27 protein-coding genes and 1 pseudogene are annotated in these 21,372 nt (G+C 62.5%); 14 read left to right on the top strand and 14 right to left on the bottom strand.

Annotated features, from left to right (window positions below):
- Positions 1-48 precede the first annotated feature (48 nt).
- Together IE053_RS09670 and queF are read left to right on the top strand one after the other, a co-directional pair.
- Positions 49-1,446 carry an aldehyde dehydrogenase family protein gene (locus tag IE053_RS09670; protein WP_189575390.1) on the top strand — a complete coding sequence of 466 codons (1,398 nt, stop codon included), beginning with the start codon at positions 49-51 and terminating at the stop codon, positions 1,444-1,446.
- Positions 1,447-1,508: 62 nt separating this feature from the next.
- Positions 1,509-1,973, top strand: a complete 465-nt coding sequence (queF, locus tag IE053_RS09665; RefSeq protein WP_189575389.1) for a preQ(1) synthase — start codon at positions 1,509-1,511, stop codon at positions 1,971-1,973.
- A gap of 334 nt (positions 1,974-2,307) precedes the next feature.
- Here queF and IE053_RS09660 read toward each other — a convergent pair whose 3' ends face one another.
- Positions 2,308-2,724 (bottom strand): DUF1801 domain-containing protein, encoded by a 417-nt coding sequence (locus tag IE053_RS09660; protein WP_189575387.1) that lies wholly within the window; start codon positions 2,722-2,724, stop codon positions 2,308-2,310.
- Positions 2,725-2,727: 3 nt separating this feature from the next.
- Positions 2,728-2,931 carry a dodecin family protein gene (locus IE053_RS09655; RefSeq protein ID WP_189575385.1) on the bottom strand — a complete coding sequence of 68 codons (204 nt, stop codon included), beginning with the start codon at positions 2,929-2,931 and terminating at the stop codon, positions 2,728-2,730.
- Between the two features lie 143 nt (positions 2,932-3,074).
- Between IE053_RS09655 and IE053_RS09650 the strand changes: the two genes are divergently transcribed.
- Positions 3,075-3,929 carry a peptidylprolyl isomerase gene (locus IE053_RS09650; protein ID WP_189575383.1) on the top strand — a complete coding sequence of 285 codons (855 nt, stop codon included), beginning with the start codon at positions 3,075-3,077 and terminating at the stop codon, positions 3,927-3,929.
- Here the strand turns inward: IE053_RS09650 and IE053_RS09645 are convergent.
- Complete coding sequence (locus IE053_RS09645; RefSeq protein WP_189575381.1) at positions 3,926-4,432, bottom strand: DUF1543 domain-containing protein; 507 nt, start codon at positions 4,430-4,432, stop codon at positions 3,926-3,928. The genes IE053_RS09650 and IE053_RS09645 overlap by 4 nt on opposite strands.
- Positions 4,433-4,562: 130 nt before the next feature.
- On the opposite strand from IE053_RS09645, the gene IE053_RS09640 reads away from it, so the two are divergent.
- From IE053_RS09640 to IE053_RS09630, 3 genes are read left to right on the top strand one after another with little or no spacing between them, the layout of a single operon-like run.
- The gene (locus IE053_RS09640; RefSeq protein WP_189575379.1) at positions 4,563-5,177 is read left to right on the top strand and encodes an NUDIX domain-containing protein; all 615 of its coding nucleotides are present in this window, start codon (positions 4,563-4,565) and stop codon (positions 5,175-5,177) included.
- On the top strand, positions 5,177-5,995 hold the full coding sequence (cysE, locus tag IE053_RS09635; protein ID WP_189575377.1) for a serine O-acetyltransferase: 819 nt from the start codon (positions 5,177-5,179) through the stop codon (positions 5,993-5,995). The genes IE053_RS09640 and cysE overlap by 1 nt, the downstream gene beginning before the upstream one ends.
- Positions 5,992-6,717 (top strand): SIMPL domain-containing protein, encoded by a 726-nt coding sequence (locus IE053_RS09630; protein WP_189575376.1) that lies wholly within the window; start codon positions 5,992-5,994, stop codon positions 6,715-6,717. Before cysE ends, IE053_RS09630 begins: the two co-directional genes overlap by 4 nt.
- A 3-nt stretch (positions 6,718-6,720) precedes the next feature.
- On the opposite strand, the gene IE053_RS09625 is transcribed toward IE053_RS09630, so the two are convergent.
- Positions 6,721-7,479 (bottom strand): enoyl-CoA hydratase/isomerase family protein, encoded by a 759-nt coding sequence (locus tag IE053_RS09625; RefSeq protein ID WP_189575369.1) that lies wholly within the window; start codon positions 7,477-7,479, stop codon positions 6,721-6,723.
- A 55-nt stretch (positions 7,480-7,534) separates the two neighbouring features.
- On the opposite strand from IE053_RS09625, the gene IE053_RS09620 reads away from it, so the two are divergent.
- Positions 7,535-8,242 carry a glutamine amidotransferase-related protein gene (locus IE053_RS09620; RefSeq protein ID WP_189575367.1) on the top strand — a complete coding sequence of 236 codons (708 nt, stop codon included), beginning with the start codon at positions 7,535-7,537 and terminating at the stop codon, positions 8,240-8,242.
- A 24-nt stretch (positions 8,243-8,266) separates the two neighbouring features.
- Here the strand turns inward: IE053_RS09620 and IE053_RS09615 are convergent, their stop codons facing one another.
- Positions 8,267-8,695 carry a Fur family transcriptional regulator gene (locus IE053_RS09615; protein WP_189575366.1) on the bottom strand — a complete coding sequence of 143 codons (429 nt, stop codon included), beginning with the start codon at positions 8,693-8,695 and terminating at the stop codon, positions 8,267-8,269.
- A gap of 130 nt (positions 8,696-8,825) precedes the next feature.
- On the opposite strand from IE053_RS09615, the gene galE reads away from it, so the two are divergent.
- Positions 8,826-9,827, top strand: coding sequence for a UDP-glucose 4-epimerase GalE (galE, locus tag IE053_RS09610; protein WP_189575364.1), 1,002 nt, complete (start codon positions 8,826-8,828; stop codon positions 9,825-9,827).
- Positions 9,828-9,895: 68 nt separating this feature from the next.
- Here galE and IE053_RS09605 read toward each other — a convergent pair.
- A pseudogene (locus IE053_RS09605) lies at positions 9,896-10,939 on the bottom strand (homocysteine S-methyltransferase family protein); the annotation flags it as partial.
- The gene (locus IE053_RS09600; RefSeq protein WP_229786168.1) at positions 10,936-11,676 is read right to left on the bottom strand and encodes a flavodoxin family protein; all 741 of its coding nucleotides are present in this window, start codon (positions 11,674-11,676) and stop codon (positions 10,936-10,938) included. The pseudogene IE053_RS09605 and the gene IE053_RS09600, both read right to left, overlap by 4 nt.
- A 131-nt stretch (positions 11,677-11,807) precedes the next feature.
- Here IE053_RS09600 and IE053_RS09595 point away from each other — a divergent pair, with 131 nt between their 5' ends.
- Positions 11,808-12,095 (top strand): hypothetical protein, encoded by a 288-nt coding sequence (locus IE053_RS09595; protein ID WP_189575355.1) that lies wholly within the window; start codon positions 11,808-11,810, stop codon positions 12,093-12,095.
- A 20-nt stretch (positions 12,096-12,115) separates the two neighbouring features.
- On the opposite strand, the gene IE053_RS09590 is transcribed toward IE053_RS09595, so the two are convergent.
- Together IE053_RS09590 and bamJ are read right to left on the bottom strand one after the other, a co-directional pair.
- Positions 12,116-13,180 (bottom strand): alpha/beta hydrolase, encoded by a 1,065-nt coding sequence (locus IE053_RS09590; RefSeq protein ID WP_189575353.1) that lies wholly within the window; start codon positions 13,178-13,180, stop codon positions 12,116-12,118.
- A gap of 5 nt (positions 13,181-13,185) precedes the next feature.
- Entirely contained in the window at positions 13,186-14,259 is a 1,074-nt protein-coding gene (gene bamJ, locus IE053_RS14450; protein WP_229786167.1) for a BamJ family beta-barrel-assembly machinery protein, read from the bottom strand.
- A gap of 225 nt (positions 14,260-14,484) precedes the next feature.
- Between bamJ and IE053_RS09580 the strand changes: the two genes are divergently transcribed.
- The 4 genes from IE053_RS09580 (at position 14,485) to IE053_RS09565 (ending at position 18,234) form a co-directional block, all read left to right on the top strand.
- Positions 14,485-16,353: a ribonucleoside-diphosphate reductase subunit alpha gene (locus IE053_RS09580; RefSeq protein WP_189575351.1), complete on the top strand. Its 1,869-nt coding sequence runs from the start codon at positions 14,485-14,487 to the stop codon at positions 16,351-16,353.
- Positions 16,328-16,990: a hypothetical protein gene (locus tag IE053_RS09575; protein WP_189575349.1), complete on the top strand. Its 663-nt coding sequence runs from the start codon at positions 16,328-16,330 to the stop codon at positions 16,988-16,990. Before IE053_RS09580 ends, IE053_RS09575 begins: the two co-directional genes overlap by 26 nt.
- Positions 16,991-17,219: 229 nt before the next feature.
- Positions 17,220-17,507, top strand: coding sequence for a YciI family protein (locus IE053_RS09570; RefSeq protein ID WP_189575347.1), 288 nt, complete (start codon positions 17,220-17,222; stop codon positions 17,505-17,507).
- A 262-nt stretch (positions 17,508-17,769) separates the two neighbouring features.
- Positions 17,770-18,234, top strand: coding sequence for a cupin domain-containing protein (locus tag IE053_RS09565; RefSeq protein ID WP_189575345.1), 465 nt, complete (start codon positions 17,770-17,772; stop codon positions 18,232-18,234).
- Positions 18,235-18,243: 9 nt separating this feature from the next.
- On the opposite strand, the gene IE053_RS09560 is transcribed toward IE053_RS09565, so the two are convergent.
- The 5 genes from IE053_RS09560 to IE053_RS09540 form a co-directional block, all read right to left on the bottom strand.
- A complete protein-coding gene (locus tag IE053_RS09560) occupies positions 18,244-18,915 on the bottom strand; it encodes a DUF2270 domain-containing protein (RefSeq protein ID WP_189575343.1) in 672 nt (223 codons plus the stop codon).
- A 62-nt stretch (positions 18,916-18,977) separates the two neighbouring features.
- A complete protein-coding gene (locus tag IE053_RS09555) occupies positions 18,978-19,415 on the bottom strand; it encodes a hypothetical protein (protein ID WP_189575341.1) in 438 nt (145 codons plus the stop codon).
- A gap of 121 nt (positions 19,416-19,536) precedes the next feature.
- Positions 19,537-19,815: a YdcH family protein gene (locus IE053_RS09550; protein ID WP_189575339.1), complete on the bottom strand. Its 279-nt coding sequence runs from the start codon at positions 19,813-19,815 to the stop codon at positions 19,537-19,539.
- The gene (locus IE053_RS09545) at positions 19,812-20,339 is read right to left on the bottom strand and encodes a TIGR02444 family protein (protein WP_189575338.1); all 528 of its coding nucleotides are present in this window, start codon (positions 20,337-20,339) and stop codon (positions 19,812-19,814) included. The genes IE053_RS09550 and IE053_RS09545 overlap by 4 nt, the downstream gene beginning before the upstream one ends.
- Positions 20,339-20,917, bottom strand: a complete 579-nt coding sequence (locus IE053_RS09540; RefSeq protein WP_189575336.1) for a UbiX family flavin prenyltransferase — start codon at positions 20,915-20,917, stop codon at positions 20,339-20,341. The genes IE053_RS09545 and IE053_RS09540 overlap by 1 nt, the downstream gene beginning before the upstream one ends.
- 219 nt (positions 20,918-21,136) lie before the next feature.
- Between IE053_RS09540 and IE053_RS09535 the strand changes: the two genes are divergently transcribed.
- Positions 21,137-21,331, top strand: a complete 195-nt coding sequence (locus IE053_RS09535) for a YdcH family protein (protein WP_189575334.1) — start codon at positions 21,137-21,139, stop codon at positions 21,329-21,331.
- Positions 21,332-21,372 lie beyond the last annotated feature (41 nt).

Below are 21,372 nucleotides of genomic sequence, written 5' to 3'. Positions count from 1 at the left end.
ACTGGCCTGCGAGGGCGTAGCTTCGATGAAAAACCACGGGAGGAAGCCATGGACGGCTCTCTGGGATCCGCGCTCACCGCTGACTACACAGCGATGATGGAGCGCCTGCGCGCCACCTTCAAATCGGGCAAGACCCGTTCCTTCGCCTGGCGAAAGCAGCAGCTTCACGCCCTGTCCGAGGCCGTCGCCGCCCATGAGGACGACATCGTCGACGTCCTCGCCAAGGACCTCGGCAAGCCGAAAGCCGAGAGCCTGATCGCTGAGGTCGACTACGTGACCAAGGAATGCCAGCTCGCCGCGAAAAAGTGCGAGAGCTGGGCCAGGCCGCGGAAAGTGGGAACGCCCCTGTCGAACATGCCCGCGAAGAGCATGATCGTGCCAGAACCCTTCGGCGTCGCCCTTATCATCGGGGCATGGAATTATCCGCTCCAGGAGGTTTTCGGTCCCCTTGCAGGGGCTATCGCGGCAGGAAACTGCGCCGTGCTCAAACCATCGGAATTGGCGCCTGCCTCGTCGGAACTCCTGCGCAAGATTGCGGCCCAGGCCCTCGACAGCGACGCATTCGCCACGGTTCTCGGCGGAGCGGAGGAAACCTCGACCCTCCTCGAGCAGCGCTTCGACAAGATCTTCTATACCGGCGGCGCCAAGGTCGGACGCATCGTCATGGGGGCAGCGGCGAAGCACTTGACGCCGGTCACGTTGGAGCTTGGCGGCAAGAGTCCGGCCATCGTTGCGGCGGATGCCAATCTCGACGTCACGGCGCGTCGCATCGTCTGGGGCGCTTTCCTGAACGGGGGACAGCTCTGCGTCCGTCCTGATTACTGCATGGTGGAGGAGAGCATCTACGAAGACTTCCTCAAGACAGCCCGCGAGGTCGTGCACCAGTTCTACGGCGAGAACATGCAGCAGTCGGAGCATTTCGCCCGAATCGTCAATGAACGCCATTTCGACAGGGTCTCCCGCCTCCTCAACTCCGGCGAAATCGTCATCGGAGGTGAGACGGATCGCGAGGACCGGTACATCGCACCGACCATCCTGCGCGATGTGAAGCCCGACGCACCGGCCATGCAGGAGGAGATCTTCGGCCCGATCCTCCCGACCTTCCCTGTCAAGTCGATGGACGAGGCGATCGCTTTCATCAACGAGCGGGACAAGCCGCTGGCGCTTTACGCCTTCACATCGAACAGCGCGACGGGCGACCGCTTCGTACGGGAGACAAGTTCGGGCACGGTCATGGTCAATGACTGCGTCGTCTTCCAGACAAACCATCACCTGCCCTTCGGCGGCGTGGGTGAGAGCGGAATGGGCGCCTTCCACGGCGTGCACAGCTTCGACTGCTTCAGCCACCTCAAGGCGGTGATGAAGCGTCCGTTCTGGGGCGATGTGAAGCTGCGCTACCCGCCCTATTCGGAGAAGGGGACGAAGCTTCTCCGCAAGCTCATGTAGCGGATCGTCACCTCTCCCAAGGGAGAGGTGACGCCCGGATCTCGACCGACTAAGGGCTGCCGATGACCAAGAATATCTATGAAGGCCGCGCCGAACTCGGCCAGGAATCGTCACTGCCCCGGCATCCTGATGAAGCGCGGCTCGACCCCGTCCCGAACCCGCATCCCGATACGCTCTATCTCGCGCGCTTCGTAGCGCCGGAATTCACCTCGATCTGCCCCGTGACCGGCCAGCCGGACTTCGCGCATCTCGTCATCGACTACGCCCCGGACAAGCACCTGGTGGAGTCGAAGAGCTTCAAGCTTCTTCTTGGTGCGTACAGAAACCATGGTGCCTTCCACGAGGACTGCACCATCGACATCGGTAAGCGGATCATCGATGCGGTGAAGCCGAAGTGGCTGCGCATCTGCGGCTACTGGTACCCCCGTGGCGGCATCCCGATCGACGTCTTCTGGCAGACCGGCCCGGCGCCCGAGGGCCTCTACGTCCCCGACCCGGGCGTTGCGCCTTACCGGGGCAGGGGATAGCCGGTGAAAAAGTTCCTGATCGGAGCTTCGATCCGACTGGCGAATTGCGCGGTCGGGGCAATGACCGCCCTGTTTTGCCACGCCTTAGGGTAGACGGTCGGGGTCATTGCGGCCGTTGTCGTCGCGCTCGGCGTTGTTGCAGAGGTGCTGGGTGAGCTCTTGGGCGGCTTCTCGCTTTAGCTAGGGCCTCTTCACTCGAACACTCGCCCCCGCTGGCGCACCCATACCGGGCAAGCCCCACCCGAGGTGAGGGGGCTGGCGCTCTCGTGGTCTCCCCATGCGTCCGGAAAAGCAGTCCGCCTGCAGAAGAATTTCGATCTTCAGGGCATCAGCCCTATCCGTAAACCTCACGCATCCGCTTCACGCTCTTCGCGACAAGGTCCTCGAGCGCGGCAAGGTCCACATCGCTCAACCGTTTGATATAGAGGCAACTCTTCGCCGTCTTGTGCTTGCCGAGCGCGGCAAGCTCGTCCTTGTACCGATCGAATCCATTCATAATGTAGACGGACAGGTTTGCCTTGCGGGGTGAAAAACCCGTCAGCATCCATCGCTGTGGCTTGCCGGTTGTATTGGTGTATTCGTAGCTGTCAAAGCCGACGATGGAGCTGCCCCACATCTTCGCGGGCGCGCCGGTGATGCGCTCCATCATCTCTTTGAGAACGATGCTGTCCGCCCGCTTTACCTCGTCTTCGACGGAAGCGAGGAAGGCATCGACGTCGGCGTCGTTCTCCCTGGTCTTCAGTTCGGCCAAAGGTCAGTCGTCGAGGATGAAAGTGACCTTCAGGGTCACGCGATATTCGTCGATCTCGCCATTTTTCACCGTCACCTTCATGTCCTGCACCCAAGCGCCTTCGACGTTCTTCAGCGTCTTGTTGGCCCGTTTGATCCCTTTCTGGACCGCATGGTCAAAGCTTTGTTTGGATGCCGAGATGATCTCGGTTACACGTGCGATGGCCATAAAGTTTCTCCCATACTGACAGGGATGCGAGTGGACGCCCTGCGGGGCGATGCGGTCAAGAAGGGTGGCTGCTATCGGGCTGCTGAAAGTTTGGCGATCCCCGGCCATCCGGGTACACACTGCACAACCCATGAGGAGGCTCCATGTTCGAACTCGCCCTAGCCGCCGCCGATGACACCCCCCGCCCGGTTGCGGAGATCATGGCCTCGGCCCCGGATACGGCCTGGCGCGAGGCGGATCCGGAAGACATCCTCGTCATCGAAACCCCGAACGGTCCGATCACGGTGCTCCTGTCGTCCGTCCTTGCGAAGAACCATGTGCGGCAGGTCCGCACCCTTGCCCGCGAAGGATTCTATGACGGGCTGAGTTTCTATCGCGTCATCGAAGGTTTCGTTGCGCAGGGCGGTGACTTCACCGAAGAGAAAGAACACGGCGGCGCGATCAGTCTGCCTGCGGAGTTCGAGGAGGAGCTGCCCGAAGGCGCCGAGTTCACCGTGCTCGACGTGGTCGATGGCTATGCCCCCGATGTCGGCTTCATCGAGGGAATCCCGGCGGGACGCGATCCCGAAGAGGGCACTGCCTGGCTGGCGCACTGCACGGGCGCCTTCGCCTTTGCCCGCGATGTCGAGAAGGACACGGCGTCTACGGAGTTTTATATCACTCTCCAGCCACAGCGCTATCTCGATCGCAACCTCACCGTTGTGGGCAAGGTCATTGACGGCATCGGCGTCGCTCAGGCGGCACCTCGCGGCTATGTCTTCGATGGGGAGGAGGCCAGGCCCGAGATCTTTCCTGACCGGTTGACTATCAGCGGCTTCACCATCGCCGCCGATATGCCGGAAGGAGAGGGGCCCCGATGGCAGGTCATGGACGACCGCTCGGAAACCTTTGCGGAGCTTGTCGCTGCGCGCAAAGCAAGGCCGTCGGATTTCTTCTATTTCCGCCCAGGCCATGTGGACCTCTGCCAGATGCCGGTTCCCGTGCGGAAGGTGGACTAGTCGAGCTTCGGCAGGTATCGCGCTTCGAAACGGAAGGGTTTCTCTTCCGTATTCGGAACAAGCCATATCTTCGTGTCCGCAGCCTCGCCAACATTCACCAGTGCCTCGACGTCGAAGAGGGTGTCGCGATGCGGTGAGATCCATCCCCTCGCCATCTTCAGTGCCCGGACCTTTGCCTCGTTCCGGTTCGCGGCGACCACGAAGACGTTCTCGTGCAGTTCACCGAAATAGTCTTCGCGGTAGCCGCCGAGATTGACGAAGAAGAGCTGCATCTCGCCCGCGCCCTCGGGCCGTTCGCGGGAGATGACGACATCATGCCCGTCGGCCCATTCAAGCGCACCCCAAGCATCAAGGTGCAGGCGATCCTGCCCGCCCCACCACTCGGCCTTGATCTTCGGGAAGCAGTCGCGGAGCTCGCGACCGATGGCGAAGCGGATGTCATGCACCTCGACATGGGCGCCTTCGGGATAACCGCCGACCATGATGATGAAGAGCTTGTCCATCGCCGGCCGCTAGCGCGGTTTTCCCGCGGCGTCATCCCGGCTGCTTGACCGCTGCCGTCATCCCGGTGCAGGCCCCGAAGAGGCCGGGCCAGCACCGGCTTCACGGGTCCCGTATGACAAGGCGACAGACATGAAGAAGCACGGCCCCTGGCGCATCCGGTCGGAGACCGAAGCCTATGACAACCCATGGATCCAGGTGACCCACCACGAGGTCGAGCGCCCCGATGGCTCGGGCGGCATCTATGGTCTCGTCAGCTACAAGAACCTTGCGATCGGTATCCTGCCGCTCTTCGCCGATGGCACAGTCCCCTTGGTCGGGCAGTTCCGCTTTCCTCTCGGCCGCATGACCTGGGAGTTGCCGGAAGGGGGCGGCCCCCGTGGCCTGCCTCCCATCGACAGCGCCAGGCGCGAGCTCCGGGAAGAAACCGGGTGCACCGCCGCCCACTGGCACGAATACGGCCAGGCGGACCTCTCCAACTCCGTCAGCGACGAGCGGGCGCATCTCTTCCTCGCCTGGGACCTGACCCAGGGCGAAGCGGCGCCGGAGCCCGATGAAGTGTTTCAATACAAAAGAGTAACCTTCGCCGACCTTCTCGCGGATATCCATGCAGGCCGGGTCGATGACGCCCTGACCCAGCTTCTTTGCCTGACTGCAGTGACGAAAGCGCTCAGCGGGGAGTTGCCGGAGGAGCCCCGTGCCCTCATCTTGGATCAGCTCGGCCAGGTCCGGGCGGGAGACGATTGATGCCGAATAGCGTGGCCCGTGAGGCGCCGAACCTCGCCACTGTCGACAATGTCTGGTCGCGCATGCGCGTCGAGGCGGCCACGGATGCCGCGCAGGAGCCGATCCTCGCGAGCTTCCTTTCGGCGACGATCCTCAACCATCGCGATTTCAAATCCGCGCTCAGCTACCGGTTGGCGCAGAAGCTTTCCGACAGCGAAATGAACGCCATGCTCTGGCGGGAGGTCGCCGAAGACGCCTTTGCCGATGATCCTGGCATCGTCACGGCTGCGCTGGCGGACATCCAGGCCTATGTCGACCGCGACCCGGCCACCCGCTCGACGGCGCAGCCATTCCTCCACTTCAAGGGCTACCAGGCGATCCAGTCCCAGCGTATCGGCCACTGGCTGTGGAAACAGGGGCGCGAGGCGCTGGCCCTCTATCTCCAGTCGCGCATGTCCGAGCTCTACCAGGTCGACGCCCACCCGGCGGCGAAGCTCGGCCGGGGCCTCTTTTTCGACCACGCCACGGGCATCGTCATCGGCGAGACAGCGTCCATCGGCGACAATTGCTCGCTCCTCCACGGTGTTACCCTCGGCGGAACGGGCAAGGAGAAGCATGACCGTCACCCCAAGCTTGGCAAGGGTGTGCTGATCGGCGCGGGCGCCAAGGTCCTCGGCAATATCGAAATCGGCGACGGTGCGAAGGTCGCTTCCGGCTCGGTCGTGCTCGAGCCGGTCAAGCCGTTCTGCACCGTGGCGGGCGTGCCTGCTGTTCCTGTGGGCAAATGTGCACAGGCCGCTGGCGAAGAAATGGACCAGAGTCTAAACCGGGAGGCATGATCCGGACCCTGGCTGCCGCCTCCGCAATCCTTGCCACCACCGCCGCGTGTACGGACGACACGATTATCCAGCCGGTACGTGAGCTCCGATCGATTTCCGTGACGGGGGAGGGCAGCGTCTCGGCCGTACCGGATCTTGCGATCCTTTCCTTTTCGGTCAGCAGCAGGGCCGCGACGGCCGGCGACGCCTTCGCGGCTGCCAGCCGCCAGATGAACAGCGTGCTGAGCGCTATCAAGGAAGAAGGTGTCGAAGCCCGCGACCGCCAGACCGGTCAGGTCAGCCTCTCCCCGGTCTATGGCCGCGATCCCGAGCGCGGGTTTCAGGATCGCACACGGATCGTCGCCTATGAAGCGACAAATAGCCTGACTGTCCGCCTACGGGATATCGAGAGCGCGGGAGAGGTCATCGATGCTGCGGTCAGGGCCGGGGCCAACGGCCTCGACAGCTTCCGCCTTGGCTTTGATGACCCCAAGGCCCTGCAAGACCAGGCCCGCATCGCCGCTGTCCAAGACGCCCGCCGAAAGGCCTCCGACATGGCAGACGCCGCAGGCGCTGCGCTTGGCGAGGTGCTCACCATTTCCACCACGGGTGGCGGCTACCGTCCGCAAGCACCGATGATGCGCATGCAGGCCGATATGGCGATGGAGCAGGCCGCCCCGGTCATCGAGGCCGGCGAGCAGGACATGCGCGTCACCGTCAGCGCCACGTTCCGCCTCGAATAGCCTCTATTTCTTCGCGGCCATCCGCTTCGCCACGAGCTGTTGCATCTCCTCCGAGACCAGCCGCTCGGCGAATTTCTCGAGCTCGTAGACCGTGTGCGGAAGGATATCCTCGAGGTCCTCGCGCATCAGCGCCTTGGTCTCGCGCACGGACTCTGGCGGCAATTCGCAGATCCGCTCCGCTGTCTGCTTGGCCATGGCATAGGCGGCGCCATTCTCCGTGACATCGGTGATGAGGCCCCAACGATGGGCCTTCTCCGCAGAGATCACCTCAGACAGGATCAGCATCTCCGCCGCCCGCTGGCGCCCGAACCGGCGCGGCAGGAGCCGTGATGCACCAGCCTCCGGCACCGCGCCAAGGGACGTGAACGGCATATGGAACTTGGCGTCCTCGCCTGCGTAGATGAAATCCGTATGCAGCATCATCGTTGCCCCGATGCCCACGCACCATCCTTCGACGGCGGCGACCACGGGTGTCGTCGACTCAATCCCCGCCTGGATGAGGTCGAGGACCGCAGGCCGCGCATTCTTGTCCATCTTCATCGCTGCCACGGCTGCAAAGGTCGACAGGTCGTTGCCCGAAGTGAAGCTATCTCCTTCGCCCGACAACAGCAGCACACGGACCTCGCTATCGGAGTCCGCCTCACGGAAACACTCGGCCAGACGGGCGTACATCGCTTCGGTCATGGCGTTTTTCTTTTCGGGACGGTTGAGGCGCGCGTGCAAAATGCCGTCGCGCTTCTCTACAACCACATGCTCGGTCATCGACAGATCCTCCGGTTCACGGCAATGAACATGGGGGAAGGAAAGGGCGCAAGCGATGAAACTGGTGATCGCGGAAACAGGGCACCCTCCGGCAGAGCTGCCGCAGCGCTGGCCGAGCTATCCCCTGATGTTCGAGACGATGTTCGCCGAGGCGGGCGCCTCCTTTGAAACGGAGACGGTCGACGTCACCACAGGAAAGCGAGTTCCCCCGCCAGAGAAAGGCGCGGCGCTGCTCGTCACCGGCTCTCCCGCCGGGGCTTATGAGCCGCATGAGTTCATTGCTCCGCTCGAAGACTCGATCCGGTCCTGGGCTGCCGCGCACAGGCCCGTGATCGGGATCTGCTTCGGGCACCAGCTCATCGCCCAGGCTTTTGGCGCGAAGGTCGAGAAGTCACCTGCGGGCTGGGGCGTTGGCGTGCACACCTACGAGGTTCTTGAAACCCCGCCATGGGCAGACAGCCCGGCCCGCTTTTCCTGCGCCGTTAGCCATCAGGACCAGGTGGTGAGCCTCCCCCAGGGCATGCGCCGGATCGCGGGCTCGCCTTTCTGCCCGAATGGTGTCCTGCAGCATGAGGCACTGCCCGTTTTGACGTTCCAGATGCATCCGGAGTTCCGGCACGACTATGCATCGGCGCTCCTCGGTCTGAGGAGCGACCGGATCCCGAAGGACAGGGTGGCCTTTGGTCAGGCTTCGCTGCGCAACGGTTCGGACCGCGGCGACATCGCGCTGTGGATAAAAAGTTTCGTGGAAGAACGCCTCTGAGCCCGAAGGCCGGTCGTTCGCCTGTTAGTTGCAATCCTTGCAGAGGCCGCGGATTTCAACGCGGATCAATCCTGCCTTGAAATCGAAGGCGTCGGTGGCGTGGTGGGCCAGCTGGTGCAGGCTTTCGGCGACGTCCTTGATTTCCTCGACGCTGTCGCATTGGCGGCAGATGAGGAAGGTCTCGACCTCGTGGGGCTCGCCGTGCTTGCAGACCATGAAGGCGCCGAGGCCGTCGAGCTTGTGCACAAGGCCTTGTTTCTGCAGGCGATCCAGTGCCCGGTATACCGTCATCGGCGCGCCGATGCCCTGGGCCTTCAGGCGCTCGAGAAGATCATAGGCCTTGAGCGGAGCGTCCGCCTCTTCGAGGGCTGAAAGCACAAGCCTGTCGTTCTTGGTGAGACGGACACGTCGGCCATCGCCGTTGAAACCATGTTGACTTGCTAAGCTCGTCATGTGCCCCATTCTTCCTGTACGACCTGCCAACTTCGTCGTGATTCGCCCCAAAATGTTCGTAAAAAGGTTGAACCAAAAAGGGACGCCACACAAGCATCCTTAACCAAAGAATGATTCGCGAGAACTTTCCGTGACCACTAAAATTCTTATCACCGGCGGTGCGGGCTATATCGGCAGTCACACAGCCTATGCGTGTCTCGACGACGGGTTCGAGCTTGTGATTCTCGACGATCTCTCCACCGGGGTGGAGCATGCGATCCCGCCGCAGGCCCGGTTTATCAGGGGCGATGTTGCTGACCGCGCCCTCCTGAAGAAGGTTTTCGCCGACGAGAAACCCGAGGCGGTGATGCACTTCGCCGGGCGGATCGTGGTCCCTGAATCCGTCGAGAACCCGATCAAATATTACCAGGAAAACACGGTCACTTCCCTGGGCCTCATCGCCGAGATGGTGGACGCCGGGGTCTCGACGATCCTCTTCAGCTCGACCGCAGCGGTCTACGCGCCCGATCCCGAAGGCAAGCCGCTCGCCGAAGACGCCCTGAAAATGCCGCTGTCCCCCTATGGACAATCAAAGCTGATGACCGAGGCGATGATCCGCGATGTCGGCTTCGCCCACGGACTGCAGGCGGGCATCCTTCGCTACTTCAACGTCGCCGGTGCAGATCCCAGGGGCAGGGTGGGGCAATCGACGCCCAACGCGACCCACCTCCTCAAGATCGCAAGCCAGGTCGCCACGGGCAAGCGTGACCACATCGAGATCTACGGCACTGATTACGACACCCGCGATGGCACCTGCATTCGCGACTATATCCATGTCAGTGATCTCGCTGCCGCTCATGTCGAGACGCTCAAGCACGTTCTTTCAGCAGGCGGACAGGTGACCATGAACTGCGGTTATGGCCGCGGTTCCACCGTACGCGAAGTGATCGAGGCCGTGGAGAAAGTCACCGGCGGCTCGATCGACGCCCGCGAAACAGGTCGCCGTCCGGGCGATGCACCGGTCCTCGTCTCCAACAACGAGAAAATCAAGAAAACGCTGCCCGGCTGGAAGCCGAAGCACGACACGCTCGAAGAGATGGCAAGAACCGCCATCGCCTGGGAAGAGCGCCTCAAGACCCTCAACAGCGCCTGATCAGCCTACGGAGGATAAGGTGGGACAACCGGGAGCAAGCGCGCCCGTCAAGGGGCCGCTCAGCCCGCCAAGGTGAAGGGCTCGAGGCCCGATAGCTTCATCGCGCCGTCGCTTTCGGGCACTTTTCTTGGCGGGACCCCCTTCACCGCCTCGGCAAAAGCGGCGATATGGGCAGGGGTCGTGCCGCAGCAGCCGCCGACGATGTTCAGCATGCCGCTTTCTGCCCACTCCTTGATGTGGGCCGCCATGCTCTCGGGCGTCTCGTCATACTCACCGAAGGCATTGGGCAGGCCAGCATTGGGATAGGCAGACACATAGGTCTCAGCGACCCCGGACAGCTCATCCACATATTGGCGCATCAGGTCTGGCCCGAGGGCGCAGTTGAGGCCGACTGACAGAGGTTTCGCATGGCGGATCGAATGGTAGAACGCGGTCGCCGTCTGCCCGCTGAGCGTCCGGCCCGACTGGTCGGTGATCGTGGCGGAAAGCATGATGGGTAACTCTTCGCCGCGTGCGTCGAACAGTTCACCGATCCCGTAGAGTGCCGCCTTGGCGTTCAGCGTGTCGAAGATCGTCTCGATCAGGAGCATATCGACGCCGCCTTCGATCAGGCCGTCCGCCGCCTCGCGGTAAGCTTCCGCCAGCTCGTCAAACGTGACATTGCGCGCGCCCGGATCATTGACATCGGGGCTGATCGAAGCCGTCCGATTGGTCGGGCCGATCGCGCCGGCGACCCAGCGCGGGCGGCCATCCTTCTTCTCTGCGGCATCCGCCGCTTCCCGCGCGAGCTGCGCACCGACGACATTCATCTCCCGCGCAAAGGCTTCCATGCCATAGTCGGCCTGCGCGATGGTTGTCGAGCTGAACGTGTTGGTCTCGATAATGTCCGCGCCCGCATCGAGATAGGCCTCGTGCATGCCGCGGATCACGTCCGGCCGGGTCAGTTGCAGGAGGTCGTTATTCCCCTGCACGTCCTGTTTCCAGTCCGCGAACCGTTCGCCGCGATAATCGGCTTCGGACAGCTTGTGCGCCTGGATCATCGTGCCGGCGCCGCCGTCGAGGATGAGGATGCGCTCATCCAGAGCCTTTTTCAGTTGATCCGTCTTCGTCATGTCCTCTTCCTGAACCCCGCACTGAACCGCCGTTTCACCTTCGGGATGGGCGGATGGTCGAACCGCTCGCCGCGATTCCATGCCTCGACATCGTTCCCCTTCCGGGGAATGCCGCCCTGGTCCTTCAGCATCCTGGCGAGGTGCATCAGGTTCCATGTCATGAAGGTGGTGTTGCGCCGGGTGAACTCGTTGTCCAGCCCCGCGCCGTCATCGCCGTAGCTCTTGCCTGGGCCAACCTCGCCGATCCAGCCGCAGTCCGCCTGCGGAGGAATGACATAGCCGATATGCTGGAGCGCGTAGAGCAGGCTCATCGATGCATGCTTCACGCCGTCCTCGTTGCCCGTGACGACGCAGCCGCCGACCTTGCCATAATAGATATACTGCCCCTTGTCGTTGCGCTGGCCCGACTGAGAATAGAGACGCTCGATGATGACGCGGCAGACCGAGCTCTCCTCGCCCAGCCATAGGGGCGTGCCGATCACCAGGATGTCCGCGGCTTTCACCTTCGGCCAGAAAACTTCCGGCCAGGCATCTTCGGCCCAGCCCTCGTTCCGCATGTCGGGCTGGACGCCGAAAGCGATCGGGTGATCCACCGCGCGGAGGAGTTCTGCCTCGACGCCATTGGCCTCCATGATCGCAATGGAGTTCCGCATCAGGCGTTCGGTATGGGACGGCTCTGGCGAGCGCTTGAGCGTGGTGTTGATGAACAGGGCCTTCAGGCCGTCGAAATCCGTCATGAACGCTCCTCATCAGGATGACCCAAAACTCATCCCGCAAACGGCACATCCGGCTTGCCTCTTCGAGAGACCCATCGCAAGTTCACGGAACGGTGAGCCTGCTGGGACAGATCGTGGACAATCCGCTTCTGATGCGTCTTTTCACTGACACCCGCGTGTCGCTTGCGACAGTGTGCGCTGTCTGGATTTCGTTGTTCGGTCCCACGATCGCGATGGTTGCGGGCGTTGTGCTGATCGGAGGCGGGCTGCGTGAGGCGGGCGCCGTGTTTTTTGCCGCGACGCTTTTCTCGGCCGCCGATGTCTTCGGCATGCTCGTCCGGATGAGCGGCGATGCCGAAGGGCATGACCGCGCCCTGGCGGCAATCTTCGACCTTCCCATGGTGCCGATGGCCCGCGCCCTGTCCGCGCGGTATCTGTAAAACGCCGCCGAGCTTCAGCGCTAGGAGGCTTCTTCGATCCGGCTGAGGAGATGGAGAAGGGCGGCGTGCACTTTCTCCTGGGTCGGATCGTCCTCGAGATAGACGCAGTGCGTCGCTTCTTCGATGCGGGTCAGCTCGCAGCTCTTCATGCCGCGTTCGCAGAGCCGCTCGGCCGCCTCGTTCCTGACGATGACATCCTTGCCCGCGGTGACCATCTGGACCGGCTTGGACCACGCCTTGAGATCCGGGTCCTTCAGCATCTGCTCGCCTGAGCGGACCATGCCGAGGCCCCATTCCTTCGATGCTCCGCCCACCCGCATTTCGGGGCGCAGGATCTGGATCGCCGTGTTCTTGAAGTTGCGGTCCTCGCGGTCGCCGCAATATTCCCAGTTGAACTCTTTCCACGCATCGGGCGACCAGCGACCGGCCCCCGGCAGGTACTCCGCGCCGCGACCCGCACGCACGTCCCGGCCGACGAAGAACTTCACCAGCCATTTCGGCGCTTCGAGCACCGGCTCCACCGCCGGGACGATCGGCAGGAGGCCGTCGGCCTCTTCAAGCCCGCCATCGGCAGCAGCGCGGAGGAGAGAGTGGCCGCCGAAGCTGTCCCCCGCGACAATCAGCGGCCCGTCCGACCGCCTTTTCGAGGCCACGTAAGCGGTGGCCGCGTCTACGGAACGCCCATAGAAGCCGAAATCGCCCGTATAGGTTTTCTGGTAGTCGTCCTCGCGGCGCACCGAGCCGCCCTGGCCGGGCAGGTCGACGCTGGCGACCTCGAAACCGAGGTCGTACCAGCGCGCGAGGAAGTCCGAAGCCAGCTCCGGGCTCGACGTGTAGCCGGGCACGAAAAGGATCGTCGCCCTCGGTTTCTCGGGCGAGGCCATCCCCACACGGAGGAAAGCATCGCCTTCGAACGGTATGGTCTCGAAAGACCACCCCGGAGGCAGGGGCGTCTGTGTTGCGAGGAAGGCCTCGGCGCGGGCGATCTCCTCCCGTGTCGGCTCGCGCGGAGGCTCAACGGCCTCCGGTTCACCGCCGCAAGCGGCAAGGACAAGGGCCAAGCCTCCGTACGCAAACAGACGCATCCCGCTTACTCCTCGGTTTCGGCAGGCTGGGCCGGGGTGACGTCGAGAAGCTCGACCTCGAAGACCAGCGCCTGGTTCGGGCCGATCACGTCGCCTGCGCCCCGCTGGCCATAGGCAAGGTTCGCCGGAATGTAGAAGCGGTAGGTATCGCCGACATTCATCAACTGCAGGCCCTCGTTCCAGCCCTGGATCACCTCGCCAAGCGTAAAGGTCGCCGGTTGGCCGCGGGAGTGGGAGCTGTCGAACTCCGTACCGTCGGGCAGGGTGCCCCGGTAATGCACGGTCACCTGGTCGCCCATCTTCGGCGTTGCGCCTTCAGGGGCGTCGGTGACGACCTCGTAGACGAGGCCCGATGGCGTCACCGACGTTTCGGGGCGCGCGGCCTGGTCGTTGACGAAGATGTTGCCGCGGGCCGCGTTCACCGAAGCGATCGCCTGCACCTGTTGCTGGGCGAGGCTCTGCTGGCGCTGGGCTTCCTCGGCATATTCCTTGGCCTTGGCCTCGGCTTCTTCGGCAAGGGCGTTGAGGGCCGCTTCGTCATCCGACGGGATGACTTCGAGAAGCTCGATATCATAGACGGTGATCGCGTTGGGGCCGACCGGGCCGCCCGGCATGCCTTGCGCTCCGAAGGCCAGCTCCGGCGGCACGGCGATCCTGGCCTTGCCACCTTCCTTCATCATCTTCAGCGCCTCGGCCCAGCCCGGAAGGGTCTGTGCCGGCACTGCGATGACCGGCGCGCCGTTTTCATAGGTCGACTCGAAAGGCTCTTGGTTGCCTGCGACACGTGCGACAAAATGAATTCGGACCAGGTCGTCATCGTCCGGCGATGCGCCCGTCCCCTCTTCGAAGGTCTGCATGACGAGGCCGGTGCTCGACGTGGTCGTGTCGGGCAGTTCGGCGAAGGTTGCCAGGAACCCTGGACCGGTCTCTTCCGGCAGCGATGTGGAGAAAGCGCCCGGCGCTTCGATCGTCGCTTCGGTCGTGTTGCCGCTCGTGGCGTCGGCGGCATTCTCACCACCTCCGCACGCGGCCAGCGCGAGGGCAGAGACTGCGGTGGTGAGGAAAACTAGACGTTCCATTTTTGTTCCTTTTAGGGTCAACTATCCAGACAGGACGTGAGAGACATGCCTAGCGCCCTCACGGATTCTGTAAACGGTGCGTGAACGCCCGCTAAAATTGTCTTGTTGACCGGTGCTCGCGAGTCGTCTTGAAAACTAGTTGTAGCCTTTTTGGCGGCGAGGACCCCAAGATGTGGTGTCCGCTAAAGGGCCCAGCCAAAGCCTGCGAGAGTGAGAGGGAACGCCATGAGTCTGACGGAAAACGCTGCCGCCGAGCTGAACAAGGCCGCGCCTGAGGCGAAACCCGCCAGTAAGCCCGACCTCAAGGTCGTGCCGCAGATCGTCACCGATCCCTCGCGCGACGCTCTTCTCACCGATTTCGGCAAGAAGACCATGGACGACCGCTACCTGCTCGAAGGGGAGTCCTACCAGGACATGTTCGCCCGGGTCGCGAATGCCTATGCCGACGACCACGAGCATGCGCAGCGGATCTACGACTACATTTCCCGGCTGTGGTTCATGCCGGCGACGCCCGTTCTCTCCAATGGCGGCGCCAAGCGGGGCCTGCCCATCTCGTGCTTCCTCAACAATGTCGATGACAGCCTCGAAGCCATTGTCGGCACCTGGAACGAAAACGTCTGGCTCGCCTCGAATGGCGGCGGCATCGGCACCTATTGGGGCAATGTCCGCTCGATCGGTGAGAAGGTGAAAGGCTCCGGCCAGACCTCGGGCATCATCCCGTTCATCCGCGTCATGGACTCGCTGACCCTCGCGATTTCGCAGGGTTCGCTCCGCCGCGGCTCGGCCGCCTGCTACCTCGACGTCCACCACCCGGAGATCGAAGAGTTCCTCGAGATCCGCAAGCCGTCAGGCGACTTCAACCGCCGTTCGCTAAACCTGCACCACGGTATCAACATCACCGACGACTTCATGGATGCGGTGCGCGACGGCCGTTCCTTCGCCCTCAAATCGCCGAAAACCGGCGAAGTGATGAAGAAGGTCGATGCCCGCGAGCTGTGGCAGAAGATCCTCGAGATCCGCCTGCAGACCGGTGAACCCTATCTCATCTTCTCCGACACCGTGAACCGCGCCATGCCGAAGCACCAGAAGGAGCTCGGCCTCAAGGTCTCGACGTCCAATCTGTGTGCGGAGATCATGCTTCACACCGGCAAGGACCACCTTGGCAACGACCGCACGGCGGTCTGTTGCCTCAGCTCGCTCAACGCCGAAACCTATGACGAGTGGAAGGACGACGAGCTCTTCATCGAGGATGTCATGCGCTTCCTCGACAATGTGCTCGAAGACTTCATCCAGCGCGCGCCGGACGACATGGCCAAGGCGAAATACTCCGCACAAAGAGAGCGCAGCGTCGGCCTCGGTCTCATGGGCTTTCACTCCATGCTGCAGAACAAGAACATCCCGTTCGAAAGCGCCATGGCCAAGTCGTGGAACATGCGCCTGTTCAAGCATATCCGTCAGCGTGCGGACCAGGCTTCGGTCAAGCTCGCCCACGAGAAAGGCCCGTGCCTCGACGCCGAAGAGCGCGGCATCATGCAGCGCTTCAGCCACAAACTTGCCATCGCGCCGACCGCGTCGATCTCGATCATCTGCGGCGGCACGAGCGCCTGTGTCGAGCCGATCCCGACCAACTACTACACCCACAAGACCCTCTCGGGCAGCTTCGCGGTGAAGAACAAGGCCCTCGAGAAACTCCTCGAGAAGAAGGGCATGAACGACGACGACACCTGGGCCTCGATCCTCGAGCATGGCGGCTCGGTCCAGCACCTCGATGGTCTGACCCAGGACGAAAAGGACGTCTTCAAGACGGCGTTCGAGCTCGATCAGCGCTGGGTCATCGAACTCGCCGCCGACCGCGCGCCCTTCATCTGCCAGTCCCAGTCGATCAACATCTTCCTCCCGGGCGACGTCGACAAGTGGGACCTCCACATGCTCCACTGGACCGCATGGGAGAAGGGCGTGAAGTCCCTCTACTACTGCCGCAGCCAAAGCGTTCAGCGCACGGCCTATGCCGGTGGCAAGGAGAAGGAAGCGGCATCCACGGACGGGTTCGTCATCGAGAAGACGGACTATGACGAGTGCTTGGCTTGCCAGTGATTGGCCTCAAGAACTCGATCTGATCGGGCAGGTCCGTCATAGAGTTCGAAATGCTTATCAGAACGGGAGCGGCTCGACAGGGCCGCTCTTTCCTTTGCTACAATTGGAAAAGTGGCCGGCCGATGATGTTGGGCAGAGGGCATGGGCGAGGTTTAACGGCGCGCTCGACACACTCGCTGATACGGGAGAGGGATTTCAGCGCTTTTTTGAAGCACGAAAAAGACGAGAGAAGCCAAATCTGTTCGAGCTCTTCGGCTTTCTTCACGCAATGTATGTCCAATCCGATTGCTTGAAGGGAATGTGCCATTCACTGAGAATGGACTGTGATCCGCTAGGCAACCCGTTGGTTCGAGAAGTGCGAGAGATCCGGAACCGTCTCTGTGGACACCTTGCGTATTCCGATCGTGCCTCTGAGCACAGCTCTGCGATGTGGAACGAGAACGATATCGAGGTGGAAGGCTTCGCCGTCTGGATCTATTCTGACGGTGACACCTGGTCTGGATCACACGAATTCAAGTATTCAGATCTGTATTCTAAGCATCAGAAAGGGCTGGGGAGCGAATTTCTAATCTTCGAAGCCGAGTTGATCGAACGCCGTCGCCTCGGTTGGACATGGGATAGTCTTGGAAAAGTCTAATCCATACCGTAGGGCGGATTGCGGAGCCATCCGCCTTCGTCCTATCTGCACGTGCTCTCTTCCCGGCACCGCACGGCGGAAAGCCTTCGGCGTTCCGCCCTACACGGAGCATTGGTCCTGTCATCCCGCGGCCACGGAGTGGAACCGGGACGCGGAACTGTGCCATCTAGGGGTTCCGGGCCCGCTCTTTCGAGCGCCCCGGAATGACAGAGCAGCAAGGACCCACCCCATGCCCCACTTCCTCGTCATCGGCCGCGACCACGCGAATGAGCCGGAACGCCGGGCGAGGGCCCGCGACGCCCATCTCGCCCTGGCGGAGAAGCTCCACGCCGAAGGCACGCTCATCCACGCTGGCGCTCTGCTCGACGAGGCCGGTGCCATGACTGGCTCAGTCGTTCTCTATCAAGCTGCAAGCCGAGAGGCGCTGGACGCCCTCCTCAAGGACGAGCCCTATATCCGCGAAGAGGTCTGGGCCGAGGTCGAGATCACCGAGTACCGGGCAGCGCCGTTCCTCTGACCAGGCCCGCGCGGTTCAACAACAAAACAGCGGGACGCGCCAGCGATCCGCTACACTCCTTCCGCATGCGGCGGAACAATCCCATCGCTCCCACGGACCCTGAGGCGTCCTCAGCGCTGGACTGCGGCTAGTCGTTGGCCCCGCTCGGACGGAACGCTAGGCTCCGGCGAAACAACAGGGGACAGGGACCATTCTGCTGACGACACTCTTGCTGGGCTTCGCGCTCCACGATCCGAAGATTGTGCCTCCGGGGGAAGGGGAGGTGGTGCCCGTGCCCTTCCACCCGGTCCTGAAACTGATCGGAGGGGACGAGAACCGGGATTCCGTCACTATCTATGAATTCCGTGTGCCGCCTCAGTCTGCTGGTGCACCGCCGCATACGCACACGATGGAGGACGAGTATTTTTACGTCGTCTCCGGAACGGCCAGTTTCCTGAACGGAGAGGACGTGATCGAAGCGCCGGCGGGATCCTTCGCCGCGCTGACCCGGGGCAATCTCCACGCGTTCTGGAACAGCTCGGACGAGGAAGCGGTCATGGTGATGATGACTGTCGGCGGCAAGTTCGAGGAGTTCTTCGACGAGGTGGCCATGCGCGTGCAGGCCGAGAAGCCGGGCTCGCCGGAAGAGATGGGCGCCCTGGTCGGCCAGGCCGCAGCCGAGCGCGGCATCACCATTGACATGTCGAAAGTTCCGGACACGGCAAAACCCCTTTACGGGATGGAATAGGCCCGCTCCCTAGCCCATCGAGATCGGGTTCATCTGCTGGCGGAAGCGTTTCTGGTCCATCCGCCAGATATACCAGGTGAACCCGCCGAGGGCACAGAACCCTATGCCGTTGATGACCGCGAGGAACCAACCGGGGAAGGGGCCGATATGCAGGCTCTCGAAACCTGCCGCCCCGCCCGAGGCCCCGAGGCATTTCCCGTAAAGTGCCATTGTCTGCACCGTGAAGATCCACATGTAGTTCCGGCGCAGACGTCGTCCGAGGGCTCGGCGGAAGGCGATATGGTGCTCGGGGCGTTCGTAATCCTCCGCGAGCCTGTTCATCCAGGCCGGCTTCTCCACCGGTTCCCTGCGCAGGAGCGGCGCGTAAAGATGGATTTCCAGCCACCGTGCGCGGGCGCGCCAGACATTGAAGTACCGGTATCGCCGCGCTTCGAGATAGAGGAACACCCCGATCAGGAACGCGACGAGGAAGAGGGGCAAGGCAGACGCGTCGGCAGACTGGTAGGAGATCGTCAGTGCAAGACCGAGGCTGACCACGGACCAATTCGTCGTCGCATCGAGGCGCGTGCGCCAGATGGTCGAGCGATAGATCTCTCCCCGGTAAAGGTGTGCGAGGGCCCCCGTCTCTGCAGCGGAAAGCGCCTTGCAGTCAGGGGTCTCCAGCCGGGCGCCGTCATCCATCGGGATACTCCCACTCTCAACGAGGGGACCGTATAGCGCTTCCTTACAAAGATCGAGTGAGCCTAGCGGTTGCTCGATTCTTCCTTATCGTCCTCTTCGGACGTGCCCTCAATGACGAGATCACCTTGCGGGTAGGGGGCAAGGGCATCGCGGCGCCTGACCAAATAGGGGTCGCCGGTCCTGAGTTCTCCATCGACGAAGTAGGTGTTGCCGCTTCCGGGGTCGAGGAACCAGTAGCGGCCCGTCTGCGGCTCGAAGCGGATTTCGACATCGACCTCTTCGCCAAGGACAAAGCAGGTGTCGCTGTCATCGAGGCAGCCGATGAAATTGGCCGCGGCATCCTCGCGTAGGGAGGCGAGGACATAAGGCGGCTCCTTGCCTGCGGGGTAGGTGTAGTCATCCACGCGCAGCCCCGGAACCGAAAGGCCGTCTTTGGGCGTCGTGCCGCCCAAGCCGATAAGCGAGCAGGCGCCCAGTCCGAGCGAAGGCAGGAGAATCAATACGCGCGATATCGCTGTGGCCACCATCATGTCCCCGGTGTTTCATCCCGCGCCAACCATAACGGGACAGGCCCCGCGCGGCGAGCTTTAACTATCCGAAACCGCAAAAACTTCCGGGAACTCAGGCAATGATGTCCGGGAAGAGGCGATCGCGCAGCTCCTGGATCTGGTCTTTCAGGACCAGCTTCCGCTTCTTCATCCGGCCGATGGTCAGCCGGTCATAGGGCATCCGCTCTTCCATCATGGCGATGGCCTGGTCGAGATCGCGGTGCTCCTGTTCGAGCTCCTTGATCTTCAGGGCGAGCGCTTCGTCATTCGCGCCATCGGGATCGGGAAGGGTCTCGGCCTTGCTGCCATCGCCGTCAATGACCTCGAAGGGGGGTCTTTTGTTTCCACTCATGGTCCGCGTTCCTGCGCCTGTTCGCGTGCCTGACGAAAGAGCCCGAGCGGGCTTCCTGGCCCGTCCTCATCCGCGATCATGGTCGGCATGTCCACGTGCTTGCGCGCAAGCGTGAACAGTTGCTCGCTCCGTGTGGCCATGTCGTCCAGGGTCTCGTTCGGCTCGCCGAGGGCCATGGTGGCATCGTCGAGCCGCCTGAGGACCAGCTCCTCGCTCATCAGTTCAAGCTGCAGGACCTGATCGCGCAGCCGCCTGATTTCCCCTGCCGGAAAGCCGACCTTGGGCGATGCCAGCCAGACCCTGACCGTGCGCAGGGGGCGGGTGGTGTGCCGCGTCATGTCATCCGTGGTCCCGAGGATCTCTGCCACTTCGTCTTCCCCGAAGGTGAAGCCGTACCGGGCGCACCACAGGCACCACAGGACGGCGTTGACGTCGAAATGGTAGCGGTCCTGGAGCTTCAGCAACGCCTCCTTCACGCCCGGAATGGCGTAGACCTTCACCGCGTAGTGCCACAGCGGCATCATCAACGGCGTCCCTTCTCGAGGTCTTCGCCCCAGCGCTTCACGCCGGGAACGCGCACGCCGAACGTGTCGAGAACGCGTCCGACCGACTGGTCGACAAGGTCTTCGATTCCCTGCGGCTCGGCATAAAAGGCAGGAAGCGGCGGCGCGATGATCGCGCCCATCTCGGCAAGCTGGGTCATGGTTCGCAAATGCCCCAGATGGAAAGGTGTCTCACGGACCATGAGAGAAAGTCGCCGACGTTCCTTCAGGCACACATCCGCCGCGCGGGTCAGGAGGGTCGAGGTCACGCCGGTGGCGATCTCCGACATCGACTTCACCGAGCAGGGGACCACGACCATGCCGAGGGTTTCGAAGCTGCCCGAGGCGATCGGGGCACCGACATCATTGATACCGTAGGTCTTGTCCGCGCCCTCGAAGGAGAACTCCTCGCCAAGTTCATAGGCGATGGTCATCCGGGCTGCGCGGCTGATGACGACGTGGGTTTCGCACCCCGCCTTCTTCGCCGCTTTGAGAAGGCGATCTGCGTAGATCATGCCCGAGGCACCCGAGATGCCGACAATCAATCGTTTCTGGTCCATGCCGGACCTCCTAGCCTAAATGACAGAACGATCATGTTTCAAAATGCGGTGCCGTAGTGGCGGATTCACGCACCGTCCACTCTGGGAAAGGACGAAAATACCGTTAACCGAGATCAACTCTGCTGAAACTATCAGTCCGATGTGTCGACAGCGCACCCCTCCGGATGCATCTTCATTCCTGTCCGCCAATTGAGGTGGGCCGCTTAGAAGGAGTTCTGAATGTCCATCGAAGCACGCATCGACACCCTCTCTCATAAGCACGAGGCCCTTGAGGCCGCCCTTGCGGAAGAGCGAAGTCACGCTGCAGCAAATGACCTCAGGATCAGCGATCTGAAGCGCCGCAAGCTCGCCATCAAGGATGAAATGGAACAGCTTCGGCAAATGACCCTTCAACCAGACCAGCGGCCCAGCTAAAGGGCCCCAACGGCGCGCCCCGGCCCCGCTCGGGGCGCAGT

Source organism: Parvularcula lutaonensis, assembly GCF_014651915.1.
Taxonomy (GTDB): Bacteria; Pseudomonadota; Alphaproteobacteria; order Caulobacterales; family Parvularculaceae; genus Parvularcula; species Parvularcula lutaonensis.
The sequence above is the reverse complement of the archived record's forward strand: the minus strand, read 5'-3'. Positions and strand labels throughout refer to the sequence as shown.